The sequence below is a fragment of the Rhodococcus sp. JS3073 genome, from assembly GCF_026810085.1.
Lineage (GTDB): Bacteria > Actinomycetota > Actinomycetes > Mycobacteriales > Mycobacteriaceae > Rhodococcus_F > Rhodococcus_F wratislaviensis.
In genome coordinates, this window is the sequence record NZ_CP113952.1 from 742,318 (window position 1) to 757,612 (window position 15,295).

At 63.9% G+C, this 15,295-nt stretch carries 14 protein-coding genes; 12 read left to right on the forward strand and 2 right to left on the reverse strand.

Translation table 11 applies throughout. The annotated features are described in order from the left end of the window. Window positions 1-211 precede the first annotated feature (211 nt). Window positions 212-646, reverse strand: a complete 435-nt coding sequence (locus OYT95_RS41255) for an NAD(P)-binding domain-containing protein (protein ID WP_268793287.1) — start codon at window positions 644-646, stop codon at window positions 212-214. Window positions 647-838: 192 nt separating this feature from the next. On the opposite strand from OYT95_RS41255, the gene OYT95_RS41260 reads away from it, so the two are divergent. From OYT95_RS41260 to OYT95_RS41300, 9 genes are all read left to right on the forward strand, one after another. Continuing rightward, window positions 839-1,087: a hypothetical protein gene (locus OYT95_RS41260; protein WP_268792386.1), complete on the forward strand. Its 249-nt coding sequence runs from the start codon at window positions 839-841 to the stop codon at window positions 1,085-1,087. Window positions 1,088-1,422: 335 nt separating this feature from the next. Next, entirely contained in the window at window positions 1,423-2,259 is an 837-nt protein-coding gene (locus OYT95_RS41265; RefSeq protein WP_268792387.1) for a phosphoenolpyruvate hydrolase family protein, read from the forward strand. A gap of 48 nt (window positions 2,260-2,307) precedes the next feature. Beyond that, complete coding sequence (locus OYT95_RS41270; RefSeq protein ID WP_268792388.1) at window positions 2,308-3,117, forward strand: SDR family NAD(P)-dependent oxidoreductase; 810 nt, start codon at window positions 2,308-2,310, stop codon at window positions 3,115-3,117. A gap of 13 nt (window positions 3,118-3,130) precedes the next feature. After that, the gene (locus OYT95_RS41275) at window positions 3,131-4,390 is read left to right on the forward strand and encodes a Tm-1-like ATP-binding domain-containing protein (protein WP_268792389.1); all 1,260 of its coding nucleotides are present in this window, start codon (window positions 3,131-3,133) and stop codon (window positions 4,388-4,390) included. Continuing rightward, the gene (locus tag OYT95_RS41280; RefSeq protein ID WP_268792390.1) at window positions 4,383-5,402 is read left to right on the forward strand and encodes a Gfo/Idh/MocA family protein; all 1,020 of its coding nucleotides are present in this window, start codon (window positions 4,383-4,385) and stop codon (window positions 5,400-5,402) included. Before OYT95_RS41275 ends, OYT95_RS41280 begins: the two co-directional genes overlap by 8 nt. An 11-nt stretch (window positions 5,403-5,413) precedes the next feature. After that, window positions 5,414-6,754: an MFS transporter gene (locus OYT95_RS41285; protein ID WP_268792391.1), complete on the forward strand. Its 1,341-nt coding sequence runs from the start codon at window positions 5,414-5,416 to the stop codon at window positions 6,752-6,754. Window positions 6,755-6,896: 142 nt separating this feature from the next. Then, window positions 6,897-7,709 (forward strand): mycofactocin-coupled SDR family oxidoreductase, encoded by an 813-nt coding sequence (locus tag OYT95_RS41290; protein ID WP_268792392.1) that lies wholly within the window; start codon window positions 6,897-6,899, stop codon window positions 7,707-7,709. Window positions 7,710-7,902: 193 nt separating this feature from the next. Then, a protein-coding gene (locus OYT95_RS41295; RefSeq protein WP_268792393.1) for an IS5 family transposase occupies window positions 7,903-8,711 on the forward strand; the annotation gives its coding sequence in 2 pieces (ribosomal slippage) (window positions 7,903-8,245 and window positions 8,245-8,711; 810 coding nt in all). Window positions 8,712-8,789: 78 nt separating this feature from the next. Then, window positions 8,790-9,176 (forward strand): hypothetical protein, encoded by a 387-nt coding sequence (locus tag OYT95_RS41300; RefSeq protein WP_268792394.1) that lies wholly within the window; start codon window positions 8,790-8,792, stop codon window positions 9,174-9,176. A 170-nt stretch (window positions 9,177-9,346) separates the two neighbouring features. On the opposite strand, the gene OYT95_RS41305 is transcribed toward OYT95_RS41300, so the two are convergent. After that, the gene (locus tag OYT95_RS41305; RefSeq protein WP_268792395.1) at window positions 9,347-10,627 is read right to left on the reverse strand and encodes an ROK family transcriptional regulator; all 1,281 of its coding nucleotides are present in this window, start codon (window positions 10,625-10,627) and stop codon (window positions 9,347-9,349) included. A gap of 199 nt (window positions 10,628-10,826) precedes the next feature. Here OYT95_RS41305 and OYT95_RS41310 point away from each other — a divergent pair, with 199 nt between their 5' ends. The 3 genes from OYT95_RS41310 to OYT95_RS41320 all read left to right on the forward strand — a co-directional run bounded on the left by OYT95_RS41310 (window position 10,827) and on the right by OYT95_RS41320 (window position 15,292). Continuing rightward, on the forward strand, window positions 10,827-12,275 hold the full coding sequence (locus OYT95_RS41310; RefSeq protein WP_268792396.1) for an aldehyde dehydrogenase: 1,449 nt from the start codon (window positions 10,827-10,829) through the stop codon (window positions 12,273-12,275). 270 nt (window positions 12,276-12,545) lie between these two features. Next, window positions 12,546-13,769 (forward strand): substrate-binding domain-containing protein, encoded by a 1,224-nt coding sequence (locus OYT95_RS41315; protein WP_268792397.1) that lies wholly within the window; start codon window positions 12,546-12,548, stop codon window positions 13,767-13,769. After that, window positions 13,766-15,292: a sugar ABC transporter ATP-binding protein gene (locus OYT95_RS41320; RefSeq protein ID WP_268792398.1), complete on the forward strand. Its 1,527-nt coding sequence runs from the start codon at window positions 13,766-13,768 to the stop codon at window positions 15,290-15,292. Before OYT95_RS41315 ends, OYT95_RS41320 begins: the two co-directional genes overlap by 4 nt. Window positions 15,293-15,295 lie beyond the last annotated feature (3 nt).

Here is a 15,295-nt window from a genome sequence, read left to right on the forward strand (position 1 = left end):
ATATCGCTGTCCGCGGCTCTGGGCGGGGCGGGCTACGGCTCGAGTCGAACGCCTGTAGTGGACGGATTGCGCGGTGCCAGGGGACTAGCACAATCTCTCGAATGGGCTGACCGTCGCGGCCCGCTATGGGAGATATGTGATCAATGCGGCCGGCAAGTACCGAAGTGCCTCACTATTGTGCACGGCCCCCGAGGGGGCGTTTCCGCAGACACTAGCCGTTCGAAACTGACGCCGTGGAGGTCAGTACTTGGGAGGAGATTCCGAGCGCCCGTGCCCCGCTGCTGTCGAACCCCTTTTCGGGGGTGCGATTCCACGCGATGACGTCGAGCCCGGCTCTACGAAAGGCAAGCGCGAGCGCTGATCCCATGAATCCGCATCCGAGTCCGCAAACCCCGACCACGACGGTCAAAGTCAGAGCACCGTCGACTTGTGTAGCCCACTTCTGCCCAGAAAGTGTCAAAAGTGGGCTGCACTGATGCGCGAACTGCCTGGTCGTCGTGCAGGCGTCATCTGAAACTGACACACCAGCCGCAGGTTCTGTCAGTTTCAGAAGTCGACCGCACTGTCGTCGGGAACTGCCGCACTGTCGCGCCGTGTTGTCGGCACGCCAGGACCGCAATCGATACCCCGCAAACTTCCACAACATCGGAAGTGCGCCGGTATAACTCGGTCGTTGCGGATAGCTGACCTCGTCCAAGCTCTAGGGCGGCCATGAGTCGTAGATACACGGCGCGGCGTGTCCTCTTGCTTGGTGCAGAGAAGCTCGGTCCACTCGAAGGGTGACGCCCTCGATCCGGTAATCGCCAAGGTCACCCGCGGTCAGCCGTACCGGCACGTAATGGGTTTCGAGGCAGGTGAACGCCGCCGGGCGGAGAAGGACGCCGGATACAACACCGACCTGCGCACGGGCGAGTACCCGCTGATCGAGTGGGGTTGGTTCCGCGACGATGCGATTGCGTACACCGAGTCCGTGATCGGCACCGGGGTCGGTAAGTCCGCGTGCACATTTTGCCTTATGTGGAATACGAGCCTGCTCGAACAAAGACGCGTTGACTTCGGGTTTTCCGCGAATTGCTGCGATAACTGAAATCATCGTGCCCGAGTGCGCACAAACCATGAGTGACACGGAGTCAGTCGGTGCGCCAACCTAGATGTCCTAGGCGTCCCCGGTCAGCCCTGTACTGGACCGGGTGGGCGGACCTTGAACGCGTGCATTGGATACGACGCGGACCCCACCGACGCCGCCTCGCCCATCTGTAGAGGGTGGCCTGCTCCGATCCCGCGCGCCAGCATTCGTACGGATCTTGTCCATACCTCAACGCCAGAGAGGTTGACAGCGAATGTCGACAAAGTTATGTTGATATTCGACATAAATAAGTGATGGCGGTCACGCCATAGTGGGTTTTGGAAAGGGCGGTCCGAATGTCGTTCACCCGAGAGCAGGTTGTCGACCGGCTACGCGCGGAAGTCAGCCAACAGCGCCCGATCGTCGGTGCAGGGGCGGGCACCGGTATCTCGGCGAAGTTCATCGAGCGCGGCGGGGCCGATGTCATCATCGTCTACAACTCTGGACGCTTCCGCATGGCAGGTCACAGTTCGATGTGCGGGCTCCTTCCTCTCGGCGATGCCAATGCGATCGTTCTGGAGATGGGCGAGCGTGAGGTTCTCCCGGTTGTGCGCAACACGCCAGTCATTGCGGGTGTGAACGGGACTGATCCGACTCGCGACATGCACCGCCTGCTCGATCAGGTTGCGGCCGCGGGCTTCTCCGGCGTGAACAATTTCCCGACAGTGGGCCTGTTCGACGGTCGCATCCGGGAGGAACTAGAGGCATCGGGTCTGGGCTTCCAGCGTGAGGTCGAGATGATCGAGATCGCCCACCAGTTGGGTCTGTTCACCATCGTGTATGTCTTCACCCCGCAGGAAGCTGCGGCCATGGCAGCGGTCGGAGCCGACGCGGTGATCGCCCACATGGGGCTGACTGTGGGTGGCAGCATCGGGATATCGACCGACGGCGCATTCTCCCTCGAAGACGCCTGCGACCGGGTGCAGGCGATCGGGGAGGCGGCACTCGCGGCAAACGACGACGTCATCGTTCTGTGCCACGGCGGGCCCATCGCCACACCGTCGGACGCCGAGTACGTGATGAAGCGATCGAACGCCGTGGGCTTCGTGGGCGCCTCCAGCATGGAACGACTTCCGGTCGAGGAAGCCCTGACGCAGACAACCGAGGCGTTCAAGGCAACCACGACTGCCTGAGGCAGGAACTGATCCCTGGCCCACTCACCACATCGAAGAAGGACCACCATGCCCGCCCACCTGCAAGACAATTTCAACTGGACCGATGTCGGCGACAAGCTCGCCAACACCGTCACGCTGGTCGTCGGAGGCGCCCGCGGAACGGGCAGGACGACCGCCGACAACCTCCTGCAACTGGGTGCCCGAGTCGCCATCTCGGATTTGAACAAAGAACGTGTCGATGCTGTCGCCGAGGAATTCAAGCACTACGGTGACCGTTTTCTCGGCGTTGCCGGTGACGCCACCCGGCCCGAGGATGCCGAGCGCGTGGCCGCCCAGACCGTCGAGACATTCGGCGCATTGCACAATGTCGTGTACTCGGCCGGCGCCTACCGTGCCCAACGTCCCACCCTCGAAATCGGCAGTGACGAATGGGACCTCATCATCGATTCGAATCTCAAGGGCGCCTTCGTCAGCTACCAGGCGACGATCCCACACATCGCCAAATCCGGCGGCGGCGCACTGGTGAGTATCTCGTCCCTAGCCGGGCGCACGTCGAGCCCGTTCCTCGGGTGCCATTACTCGGCCGCCAAAGCGGGCATTCTCGGGCTGACCAGGCACATCGCCAAAGAGTTCGGGCCGCAGAACATCCGGGCGAATTCCATCTGCCCCGGAGGGATCGTCGGGGTACGCATGAACGATCTGCTCACGGATCTGAACCGCGAATCAGATCTGGTGGAGCTGGCAAAGCAGACTCCGTTGGGTCGCAACGTGTACGAGCAGGACGTCGTCGGGGCCACGCTGTTCCTGCTGTCCGACCTGTCTCGGTTCATCACTGGAGCCACCCTGGACGTCAACGGCGGCATCCTCACCCTCTGAACAGGACAACACCGTGACCACAACAGTCGCCCTGATAGCGGCACTCGATACCAAAGCGGACGACGCCGGCTATCTAGCCGATCGTTTGCGTGAGCATGGGGTGCGGGTGCATCTCATCGATGTAGGAGTGCTCGACAAACCCCTTCTTCAAGCGGATAGCACCCGCGAGGAGGTGGCCGCCGCCGCCGGAATGGATCTGGGCGCACTCAGGCGGCGGCACGATCGTTCGGCGGCTGTCGACGCCATGGGGATCGGCGCCCGACGAATCGTCGAAGATCTGGTCGCCGACCAGAAGATCGCGGGTGTCTTCGCCCTCGGCGGCGGCGCGGGCACCACCATCGGATCGACCGTGATGCGGGATCTGCCGCTGGGCTTTCCCAAGGCGATCTTGTCCACGGTTGCTTCGGGGAACACCGCGAACTACGTCGGCACCTCGGACATTGTGATGTTCCCGTCGATTGTGGACATCGCCGGTCTCAACCGGATCAGCACAATGACCTACACCCAAGCCGCTGACGCGTTCGCGGGCATGGTCAACGGTCTCAGCACCAGACCAGAGACCTCTCCCCTTCGGGACCGGCCCCTCGTCGCCGCCTCGATGTTCGGTGTCACCACCCAGGCTGTCATGCGCGCCAAGAGAATTCTCGAGAGCGCGGGATACGAGGTTGTTGTCTTCCACGCCACAGGCGCCGGCGGCCGGGCGATGGAACGCCTGATCTCGGAGGGCTACTTCGATGCGGTGCTCGACCTCACCACCACCGAGTGGTCCGACGAGATCGTCGGCGGCATCCTGTCCGCCGGACCCACCCGCCTCGAAAGCGCCGCCCTGCACGGCGTACCCCAAGTGGTGTCGCTCGGTGCCACAGACATGGTGAACTTCGGAGCACCGGACACAATCCCGGACGGCTTCTCGAACCGTCTGCTCTACCACCACAACGCCGAGAACACACTCATGCGTGTCACCAGCGATGAGGCACGACAGATCGGCGCAGCAATCGGCAGCAAACTCAGCCTCGCCACCGGCCCCTGCACACTGCTGATTCCCCTGCGCGGTACCTCGGCCCTCGACGCCGAAGGCGAACCCTTCGACCGTCCCGAGGCACGCCAGCATCTGTTCGACGCCGTGCAGTCGTCCCTGTCCGGTTCAGCGGTGACTGTGATCGAAATCGACCACCACATAAACGACGAGGCCTTCGCGAACTCTGCTGCCCGTCTACTCCTCGACTACCTCAGCCACGTCCCCCACACAGCCCAAGCGAGCACCCATGTCTGAGAACGAAAAGCTCCGCGTTGCACTGATCGGCCCCGGCCGTATCGCCTCAGCGCACCTACCCGCCATTGTCTCCGCCAGCGACGTTGCCACGCTTGTCGCGGTCGCAGGCCTGCCGCACGAGAAAGAACGCACCCAGGACCTGGCCACCCGATATGGCGCCGAGCGTGCCATCCACGATGCCGAAGCGGTCATCCTCGCCGACGATATCGACGCGGTCGTCCTGACCGTGCCCAACCATGTGCACGCACCACTGACCAGGGCACTGGTCGAAAACGGCAAGCACGTGCTCATCGAGAAGCCGCTCGCCACCTCATTAGCAGACGCCGACAGCATGATCGACGCCGCCAAGTCACATTACCGAGTGCTCATGGTCGCCCACTGCCGACGCTTTTTCGAGGGAGCGCAGACCGCAAAGAAGCGGGTATCCGACCTCGGTCGGCCCCTGACCCTGACTCATACCCTCGGCGTCTTCGCCGAGCACGTGGCAACGGAGTGGTGGAAGTCCGCCTCCGACGCCGGCGGTCTCGCACTGGGACTCAACGGCCCGCACGTCATCGACACCATGCTCTGGCTCATCAACAACCGCCCCACCCGGGTGTACGCCCAAACTCGGCGCCTGCGCGATCTGTGGGAGGGTGAAGACGAGGCCATGCTGATGGTCGAATTCGAGGACGGCAGTCTCGCCTCAGGCTACATCTCGCTCAACACCCGGGTTCCTGTGAACGACAGACTCATCAACGGACCACAGGGCAGCATGCGCCTCATCGACGACCGAAACCTCTGGGTGAACGACATCCCCACTGTCGAGGAGAAAGTCGTTCCGTACATCAACGGCGACTCCTCATTCGACAACCAATTCCGGGAGTTCGTCGACGCGATTCGTACCGGCAGGACCCCGCAGTCCTCGGCAGCGGAAGCACGAACAGTGGTCGCCCTCATGGAAGCCGCGCACGCATCCCAAGTTACCGGGCAACCCGTCGACCTCGACGCCTATCTCACGACCAGAACCTAAGGGAAACACCCATGTCCAGCAACAGTACGACCGCGAACCAGGCACCTCCGACGTCACGTCGAGGGCTCGCCCGCGTCGTCGCCTCCAGCACCACCGGCATGGCGCTGGAAGCCTATGACTTCCTGCTGTACGGCTCAGCCGCTGCCCTCGTATTCAACAAACTGTTCTTCCCGGCCGAAGACCCGATCGTGGGCACCTTGCTCGCCTTCCTCAGCTACGCCCTCGGTTTCTTCGCACGCCCTGTCGGCGGACTCGTATTCGGCCACTTCGGTGACCGCATCGGACGCAAGCCGCTGCTGATCATCAGCCTGGTCCTGATGGGCGGCGCCACCTTCGCGATCGGACTCTTACCGACCTATGCAGCCATCGGTGTGTGGGCCGCCGTTGCCCTCAGCGCACTTCGGCTCATCCAGGGCTTCGCCCTCGGAGGGGAGTGGGGCGGGGCGATGCTCCTCGTCGCGGAGCGGGTTCCCGCACGACGGCGCGGCGCGTGGACCAGCCTGCCCGAGGCGGGCATCCCGCTGGGCAACCTGATCGCCACCGGAGTGCTCGCCGTGCTCGCCGCCACCCTCGATGACGACGCGTTCCTCGACTGGGGCTGGCGGATCCCCTTCCTGTTGTCCGCCGTGCTGCTGGTCGTGGGCTATTGGATCCGGTCGAAGGTCGAGGATGCACCATTGTTCGTGGAGGCACACCAACGAGCCGAGACCGCCGGGGCAGTGGAAGCCCCCGCGAAGACGGTTCTGCGGGAGCACCGCCGCGAGCTCGCAGCCTGCGCGAGTGCACGTCTCACCGAAAACATCGTGTATTACGTCCTGACCGCATTCATCCTCGTGTACGCCGTTGAGAGGGCCGGCGTCGACAAGAGTGTCGTGTTGAATGCTCTCGTCCTCGCCAATGTCATCCAACTCTTCGCGACCCCCTTCTTCGGTGCACTCTCGGACAAATTCGGTCGCCGACCCGTGCTGCTCGGCGGAGCGATTGGCACCGCCGGCTGGATCTGGGTCTTCTTCTGGCTCCTCGACACCGGGAACTCGACCCTCGTTTTCGTGGCCATGGTCGGCGGGCTCATCTTCCACTCCGCGCTCTACGGGCCCCAGGCAGCGTTCTTCGCCGAACAGTTCCCCACCAGGATCCGCTACACGGGCATGTCGATCAGCGCTCAGGTCACGACCGTGATCGGCGGCGCCATCGCACCGTTGATCGCCATCGCACTGCTGGGCGCCTTCGACTCGTCGATCCCGGTGGCCATCTACGTCGTCACCGCCGCAGTGATCACCATCATCGGCGTCGGACTGGCGAAGGAAACGCACCGCAGGGACCTCGCGACAATGCGCGACACAGCCAGCTGACCCGGTAGGTACGAACACTAACGACGCCCCGAATCAGCAACTCCGACGCAAGCGCGGCGCCGACGATAGTGCGTCTCATTCCGGGAGTGCACGAAAGCCAACAACAGATCATGGACAACCGCACAAGCAGAGAGGAATCGTTATGTCAGGACGACTCGAAGGAAAAGTGGCACTCATCTCCGGCGCGGCACGCGGTCAGGGCAGGTCCCACGCTGTCCGCATGGCCGAAGAAGGTGCCGATATCCTCGCATTCGACGTGTGCCGGCAACTCGACACCGTGCAGTACCCGCTTGCCAGTTCCGAGGATTTGAAGGAAACGCAACGACTCGTGGAAACGCTGGGACGACGTATCCTGACCGCCGAAATCGATGTGCGCGACGCCGACACCACTGCGCAGTTCGTCGATGCCGGTGTCGCCGAGTTCGGCCGACTCGACATCGTCTGTGCCAACGCGGCCTTCACCTGCTTGGTCCCCAACACCTGGTCTATCACCGAGCAAGAGTGGGACGAAATGATCGCCGTCAACCTCACTGGAGTCTGGAAGACCGTCAAAGCAGCCATCCCTGCGATGATCACGGCGGGCAACGGAGGATCCATTGCCATCACCAGCTCATCCGCAGGTACCAAGGGCATGATCAACCTCGCACATTACGTCTCAGCGAAGCACGGAGTTGTCGGTCTGATGCGCACCCTCGCCAATGAGCTTGCACCGCAAATGATCCGGGTGAACACAATCCACCCGACCGGCGTCAACACGAAGCTGATCAACAACGATCACGTCCGCGAGTTCCTCGAGGCGCACCCTGGGTGGGACGCCAACATGGCCAACGCGCTTCCGGTGGACATGGTCGAGCCCGAGGACATCAGCAATGCCATCGTGTGGCTGGCATCCGAGGAAGCCCGCTACGTCACCGGGGTCAGCCTGCCGGTCGACGCCGGTTTCGCCGGACGCTGACACCCGCATTGCGCGGTGCACCAGCAATGTTCGGGGAGCCAGGCGAGCCGCACCATTCGTCACCGTCGGCGGCCGCTCATGCGGCGAGGAGTTAGTACGAGGTCCCGCCCCGCCGCGTGAGTGGGCGACAACAGCGGTCGGTTAAGAGCGTGTCTCATGTGGATGAAGTGGCGTATGGGACATAATGTGACGCGTGTTAGATGGGTTGTCACTGCGGTTGGTGCCGGATGCGTTGTGGGAGATCGTCGAACCGTTGATTCCGCGATTCGCCGCACGGCCGCAGGGAGGTGGCAGTGCGCCGGTGGAGGATCGGGCGGTGTTCACCGCGATCGTGTACGTGCTGACCAGCGGATGTGCGTGGCGGCATCTGCCGCCCTCGTTCGGGGTCACCGTTCCTACCGCGCACCGAAGATTTACCGCCTGGGCGGAGGCCGGGGTGTTCGAGAGACTGCACCGCGAGGTGCTCGACCGGCTCGAAAGCGCCGGTGAACTCGACTGGACGGCCGCGATCCTGGACGCCGCGAGCGTCCGGGCGAAAAAGGGGGATCGCTGACCGGGCCGAGTCCGGTCGATCGCGGCAAGAAGGGGTCGAAGATCCACGTCCTGTCCGAAGCCAACGGCATCCCGCTGGTCGTCGATGTGTCCGCGGCGAACACCCACGACAGCACCCTGCTGCAACCGATGGTCAGCGCGATCCCGGCGGTGAAATCCCGACGCGGGCCGCGCCGTCGCAAACCCGGAAAGCTTGGCGCCGACAAGGGCTACGACTACGACAAGCACCGCCGGTGGCTGCGCGAAGAGAGAATTGTCCCACGCATCGCCCGCCGCGGAATCGAGAGGAACGACCGGCTGGGCCGATACCGGTGGAAGATCGAACGCACCATCGCCTGGCTCACCGGCTACCGACGTCTGACCATCCGCTACGAACGCCACGCCGAGCACTTCGCCGGATTCCTCCACCTCGCCGCGGCACTCACTTGCTTCAAGAAACTTCCCACATGAGACAAGCTCTAAGCCCATCCGGTCAATGCCTGGAATCGAGCGCACCTCACCGGTTCGTCAGAGAGAGCAGATGCGGTTATGCCCGAACACCTTCAGCGCGGCGATTTGTCGACCACGACCGGACGGGACCGCCCCGTTCTGCATCCCGGCCCTTTGCGGCGCGAGCAGGATCAGGCAGCGATAGAAGCCGACGTACGCAACTACCGACAGCTACATCGGCAAAAGAGACAAACCGCCACGACCCGCCGCCCTAGGGTCGTCCGCGATGAAACCGAAGTGTTCCTGGTATTCGCCGACATCTGGGCACCGTTCGGCGGGCCGCCCGAGGCGGAGCTGTTCGTCACCTACGGAATCACCAGGGCGACTTTCTTCGAGCGGCTCTGGCAGATCATCACTTCCATGAAATGCGATCGGAGTGTCGCGCAACGGCTCTCGGCCGCCTACCCGCCTCCGCCATCCCTGTAGAAGGGCCCACCGGGGAGCGGGTGCACGATCCCCGGGCGGGCGGACAAGGTGAGCGGACAGGGCAAGCGTGACCACTGAGTTATCGGTACAGTCGGCGCGACTGGGTGCCCGTCGGCAATCGCTGGCTTTCCGGCCGGAGTTGTGGGCGGGTTGCTCGAACACCCGCGACGTCATCCGGCGTCGGCCGTCGCCACCAACTCGTCGATCGCTTCGGGCGCCAAGGCGTCCTCGATGACCGCCAACGCGGCCCCGCGCAGCCCGGCGTCGTCGCCGAGACGCGCGCGGGTAATGACCGAGGCGCGAGCGGAGGACGGAAGTGCCGTCTTGTAGATCGACTCTTGCATCCCGACGAGGAACTGGTCACCGGCATCGACCAGGTATCCCCACACCGTCACGACGTCGGGGTTGAGGAGATTGATGACCGACGCCATGACCTCACCGACGTGACGGCCGGCCTCGCGCACGGCTTGGCCAGCCGGAACGATCCCGGCATTCGCCAGGTCAGCTACGTCGCGGGCGGTGTGCGCCTCGAAACCCTGCTCCACGAGGGCAGCAGCCAAGGCTGGTCCACCGGCAATGGTGTTGAGGCATCCCCGGCTCCCACATGGGCAGGGCCGGTCTACGCCCGCGATCTTGGTGTGGCCGATCTCGCCCACCATTCCGGTGGCCCCGCGCACCACGTTGTGATTGATCACCAGACCGCACGCGACAACAGTTCCGACCTTCAACGACACCAGCACGTTGGCGTCGCGCCATCCCGTTCGGTGCTCTCCGATCGCCATCAGGTTGACGTCCCTGTCCACGAACGACGGTGCATGAAAGGCCTGCGACAGGCGTTCCGCGAAGGGGAAGTTCACCCACTCGCGACTCCCACCCGATCGGTTCGATGCAGGGGCCGTGGAGATTTCGACGTCGCCTGGAAGTCCCAGCCCCACGCCGTAGACATGGCCGGCGGAAATCTCGAGTTCCGCCAGGGCATCACCGAAAACAGTGCAGACCATCTCGACCAACGCGTCCGGGCCGCGGGAGACGTCGAATTGGACCTGGGTGCGCCAGAGGATCTCGGCGTCCAGGTCCGTGATTGCGAGCATCGTTCCACTCATACCCACTTGGGCCACCAGGGTGACGCCGGCGGCCGCGTTGAACGCCAACAGGCTCGCGGGCCGGCCTCGACCCGGTGAGGTCTCGCCCCCGGTCGTCAGCAGCCCGATCTGCTGGAGAATGTCGAGTCGATCGTTGACAGTCGACCGGGCCAGGCCCATCGTTTTCGCCAACTCGGTGACGGTCTCGACCTTCCCGAGCCGGACCAGGTTGAGCACCTCGCCGGTCCTCGCCATCCGGCCGCCGGACCGTTTCGCAGGTGGCGACCCGTTACCCCCGCCCGGAATGCGTCGTTTTGTGCGCATCGCCGGCGACTCCTGCAGGGATCCGCCACCCCCATTTAGCGTCATGCGATCAGCATATACGCCGACGCGAGTACTCATCTAGCCTGTTGACGAAACAGTTCGACATGATTATGGTTGTTTTCGACATATATTGTCATCGTGGGCTGCCCCCGTGCGCCACCACTTTCGCCGCGCCGTGCTGCCGCCGGGTCCGCTGACCGTCGTTCGAGCCACCGGTGCGGACCATCACACAGAGGAGATCTAGATGAACGTCCCCCATGCGAACGAACTCTTTATCGGTAGCCGTTGGGTGGCTCCACAGAGCAGTGAACTCGCCGATGTCGTCGCGCCCTTCGACGGACGGGTGATTCGCCAGCTGCCTCGCCCTACCGTTGACGACGCAAAACTCGCCGTCGCACAGGCCCACGACGCCTTCGACTCCTGGGCTGGGTTGACCCACGACGCGAGACGCGAGATCGTCGCGAGGTTCTGTGGCGCGCTGGACAAGCGTCTCGATGAGATCGTCCGAGTCTGGGCACTCGAGGCCGGTATGCCGTTCCGCAACGGCGACGAACTCACCAGGGCCGCCTCGGATCTGTGGAATCGGGCGCTCGACGAGTCCCGGACCGCTGCGTGGATCGAGACTCGGGAGACCTCGATGGGACGCATCGAGGTCCGCCAGGAGCCGATCGGACCCGCCGTGGGGATTGTGGCGTTCAACGGCCCGCACATGCAGTTTGCACTCGCAATCATCCCGGGCCTGCTGGCCGGGAACACGATGATCATCAAGCTGCCGCGCGAATGCCGGATGCTCGGTTACCTTTTCGCCGACGCGGCCGCCGACGCCGACTTCCCACCTGGCGTTCTGAGCATCCTCGCCGGCGACGCCGACGTCAGCCAGTACCTCGTCGAGCATCCCAGGATCGCGGCCGTCCACTTCACCGGTGGCACCGAGGTCGGTATGTCCGTCATGCACGCGTGCGCCGACCGCGTCGCCAACGTCGTGCTGGAATTGGGCGGAAAGTCCGCCGCGATTGTCGCCGCCGACGCCGACCTCGACATTGCAGTCCCAGCCCTCGTCGACGCGATGGCCCTCTACAGCGGCCAGATCTGTGTGGCCATGACCCGACTCCTCGTCGCCCGAGAGATCCACGACGACGTCGTCGACGGACTCGTCGCCGGCCTGAAGGCACTGAAGATGGGCGACCCCGCAGACCCCGAAACTACCTGGGGTCCCCTCGCGGCAACGCGTTTCCTGAACCGCGCCGAAAGCTACATCGAACGGGCCGTGGCAGGAGGCGCGACCATCGCCACCGGCGGTGTCAGGCCCCGCGGCTTGGAAGGCTACTTCCTCGAACCCACCCTGCTCACCAACGTCACCAACGACATGGAGGCTGCCCAGAACGAGATCTTCGGTCCGGTCTTCTGCGTCATCCCGTTCGACACTCTCGATGAAGCCATCGCCATCGCGAACGACTCCAGGTACGGACTCTCCGGGTCGGTGTTCACCACCGACGAGCAGGCGGGCCTGGACGTCGCCCGTCGAGTGCGATCCGGTGTCTTCGTCATCAACGCCACCTTCCCCTGCCTGGCGGCACCCTTCGGCGGGGTCAAGCAGTCGGGATTCGGTCGCGAAGGCGGTCCCGAGGGACTGTTTTCGCTCACTCAGAGCAAAAGCATCACCCTCTCCAGCGCAGGAGACGCGTCCGCTTAGCGGTACAGCATCCTGCAGTCACCGGTGGGCCGCCGAGCGACACGCTTGGCGGCCCACCGTGTGTCGGCGGCGTCGTGAGCGAACATCACCGCTTCGTCTCCCATGTCACATCGAAACGGAGATGTGATAGAGATCTCGCGAAACCATTGACGTCGACAATCGACGTCAATAAAGTGAAAATCGACATTAATCGAGGCGGCGGTCAGTGCCATCGAAACGACCGGCAGCCGGGCCCACAGTTCTTCCCATCACACATCCCAGAGGTGCAGCATGACCCCCGCGTCCGCACGTAGCCGGAACCCCAAGCCGGAACATCCCTCACAGCCCAGCCGCCGCCGATACGCGGTGGTGGCCGCCGCACTCCTCGTTGCGGGCGCTGCCACCGGGTGTACCTCGAACTCGGCTTCTAGCGCCGCCGGCGCGGACTGTGACACGACCTCGTACGACGCCGCGATCGCGGCCTATACCAGTGGCGGCGTCATCGGTAAGGGCCCCTATGGTGAAACCTCCGCCCCGGCAACATCCATCGAACTCACCGACGCCGAGGTGGCCCAAATCCGCGCCATGAACGCCACCGCGGCGGTTGTCATGCATTTCTCCGGGGACAGCTGGAGCAACGCCCAGGTCGAGGCGCTCAAGGCCGAGTTCGACACACTCGGCATCAGAATCGTTGCCCAGACCGACGCCCAGGCGGATCCCGCCAAACAATTTTCTGATATCGAAACCGCGCTCTCGGCCAAACCGAACGTCATGGTCTCGATCCCGTCCCTCGACCCCGTTGCACTCGCGCCCGCCTACCGGAAGGCTGCAGACGCCGGCGTCAAGCTCGTCTTCATGGAGAACCCGGCCAAGAACTTCCAGCCGGGACAGGACTACGTCTCCGTCGTCGCCACCGACAACTACGGGGCCGGCGTTCTCGGGGCACACCAAATGGCGAAAGCGCTCTGCGGCAACGGCGAAGTGGGTGTGATCCACCACGGCGCCCAAGCCCCGACGAATGTCCTGCGCGAACAGGGCTTCACCGAAACGATCGAGAAGGACTACCCCGACATCACGATCGTCGAAAACAAGGGCCTGCTGGGACCGGACTGGAAGGGCGAGGGCAACTCGAACGTCAACGCGTGGCTCACCAAACACCCGCAGCTGGGAGGAGTGTGGTGCTTCTTCGACGCCCCCTGTGAGGGCGCCATCGACGCCGCCCGCGCCTCGGGACGCGACGAACTCGCCGTCACGACCGTGGACTTGGGAAACAACGTCGCCATCGATATGGCCCAAAACGGATTCGTCACTGGGATCGCCGCCGCGCAACCCTACGACCAGGGCGCCGTCGAGGCGAAACTCGCAGCCTACGCGCTGCTCGGCAAACCAGCCCCAGCCTTCGTCGAGCTCCCCTCCCTCCCCGTCACTCGCGACAATCTCGTCGACTCATGGACGTCCCTGTATCACTCAGACGCCCCCAGCGACCTCCAGCAGGCCCTGGACAGCGGCCGATGAACACCTCGCGGGATGCATCAATCGCGGTCTCCATGCGGGACATCTACAAATCCTTCGGCAAGGTGGAAGTCCTGCGCGGCGTCGATTTCGAATTGCGCCAAGGTGAAGTCCACGCACTACTCGGTGGCAACGGCGCGGGAAAATCGACACTGATGAAGATCCTGCAAGGCGTTCACCGCGCCGACGCCGGGGACATCATCATCGACGGGCAACCAGTGGACTTCCACTCACCGTCCGATGCGACAGCAGCCGGCATCGGCATGGTCTTCCAAGAGTTCAGCCTCATCCCGAGCCTCTCGGTTGCGCAGAACATCTTCCTAGGTCACGAGCCACACAGGTTCGGACTCATCGACGACCGAAGCCTGAACCGACAGGCGAGGGCGCTGCTCGACCGCATGGGCGCCGATATCGACCCGCGCAGCCTGATCGGAGATCTCCCTGTCGGGTACTGGCAGCTCACCGAGATCGCCAAGGCACTGAGCATGCAAGCACGTGTCCTCGTGATGGACGAGCCCACCGCCAGCCTTCCGTATTCCGAGGTAGAAGCCCTGTTCACCCTCATCGGCAGGCTCAAGACACAGGGCATCTCGATTGTCTACATCAGTCATCGAATGGCCGAGATAGCACGCGTCGCCGATCGCCTGAGCATCATCCGCGACGGCCGCCGGGTTCTCACCGACGACGTGTCCGCAGTCCCGCCCGAACAAGTGGCCGAATCCATTGTCGGTCGCGAGATCCTGCACGGTTTCACCAGAACCACGCGCGACGCCGAGACCCGTCGTGAGATCACCCTCTCCGTCGAGAACCTCAGCGCGGGAACCCGTCTCGACAACGTCTCGTTCGAGGTGGCCGCCGGCGAGGTCGTCGGACTCGCCGGCCTGATCGGAAGCGGACGAACGGAGTTGGCACGATGCCTGTTCGGCATCGATCGAAGCGACTCGGGGCGGATAGTGGTCGACGGCATACCCATCCGGCCACGCCGGCCACTCGACGCCATCAAATCGGGTGTCATGCTCGTGCCCGAGGACCGTCAATCGCAAGGCCTCGTACGCGAGCATTCAGTCCGGACCAACCTGCTGCTACCCAGCCTCACCCGGCTGACCCGGGGACCGTTCATCGATGACAGCCGAGGCCGTGATCTCTGCGCGGACCTCGCGGAAAGGCTCGGGATACGCACCACCGCCATTGACCAGCCAGTCGGCCGGCTCTCGGGCGGAAACCAGCAGAAGGTCGTCATCTCCAAATGGCTGGGCCTCGGCGAGGTGGGAGTCCCGCCGCGGGTATTGATTCTCGACGAACCCACCACGGGCGTCGACATCGCCTCCAAGACCGACATCATGCAACTGGTGCTCGACCTCGCCGACGCCGGCACCGCGATCATCCTGATCTCGTCCGAGCTCGAGGAGCTTCTCGCCGTCGCCGATCGTGTCCTCGTCATGCGACAGGGGCGAATCGACGCCGACTTCGACCGCGACAACATCCCCGACGAAGAGTCGCTCCAGCTCGCCATCCAAGGAGTGTGAACC

Excerpts from the sequence above, each read along its gene's own strand:
- OYT95_RS41280 (WP_268792390.1), top strand. The coding sequence starts at position 4,383 with ATGTCTGAGAACGAAAAGCTCCGCGTTGCACTGATCGGCCCCGGCCGT.
- OYT95_RS41320 (WP_268792398.1), top strand. The coding sequence starts at position 13,766 with ATGAACACCTCGCGGGATGCATCAATCGCGGTCTCCATGCGGGACATC.
- OYT95_RS41260 (WP_268792386.1), top strand. The coding sequence starts at position 839 with ATGGGTTTCGAGGCAGGTGAACGCCGCCGGGCGGAGAAGGACGCCGGA.
- OYT95_RS41270 (WP_268792388.1), top strand. The coding sequence starts at position 2,308 with ATGCCCGCCCACCTGCAAGACAATTTCAACTGGACCGATGTCGGCGAC.
- OYT95_RS41305 (WP_268792395.1), bottom strand. The coding sequence starts at position 10,627 with ATGACGCTAAATGGGGGTGGCGGATCCCTGCAGGAGTCGCCGGCGATG.
- OYT95_RS41265 (WP_268792387.1), top strand. The coding sequence starts at position 1,423 with ATGTCGTTCACCCGAGAGCAGGTTGTCGACCGGCTACGCGCGGAAGTC.
- OYT95_RS41310 (WP_268792396.1), top strand. The coding sequence starts at position 10,827 with ATGAACGTCCCCCATGCGAACGAACTCTTTATCGGTAGCCGTTGGGTG.
- OYT95_RS41255 (WP_268793287.1), bottom strand. The coding sequence starts at position 646 with ATGTTGTGGAAGTTTGCGGGGTATCGATTGCGGTCCTGGCGTGCCGAC.
- OYT95_RS41315 (WP_268792397.1), top strand. The coding sequence starts at position 12,546 with ATGACCCCCGCGTCCGCACGTAGCCGGAACCCCAAGCCGGAACATCCC.
- OYT95_RS41300 (WP_268792394.1), top strand. The coding sequence starts at position 8,790 with ATGCCCGAACACCTTCAGCGCGGCGATTTGTCGACCACGACCGGACGG.
- OYT95_RS41290 (WP_268792392.1), top strand. The coding sequence starts at position 6,897 with ATGTCAGGACGACTCGAAGGAAAAGTGGCACTCATCTCCGGCGCGGCA.
- OYT95_RS41285 (WP_268792391.1), top strand. The coding sequence starts at position 5,414 with ATGTCCAGCAACAGTACGACCGCGAACCAGGCACCTCCGACGTCACGT.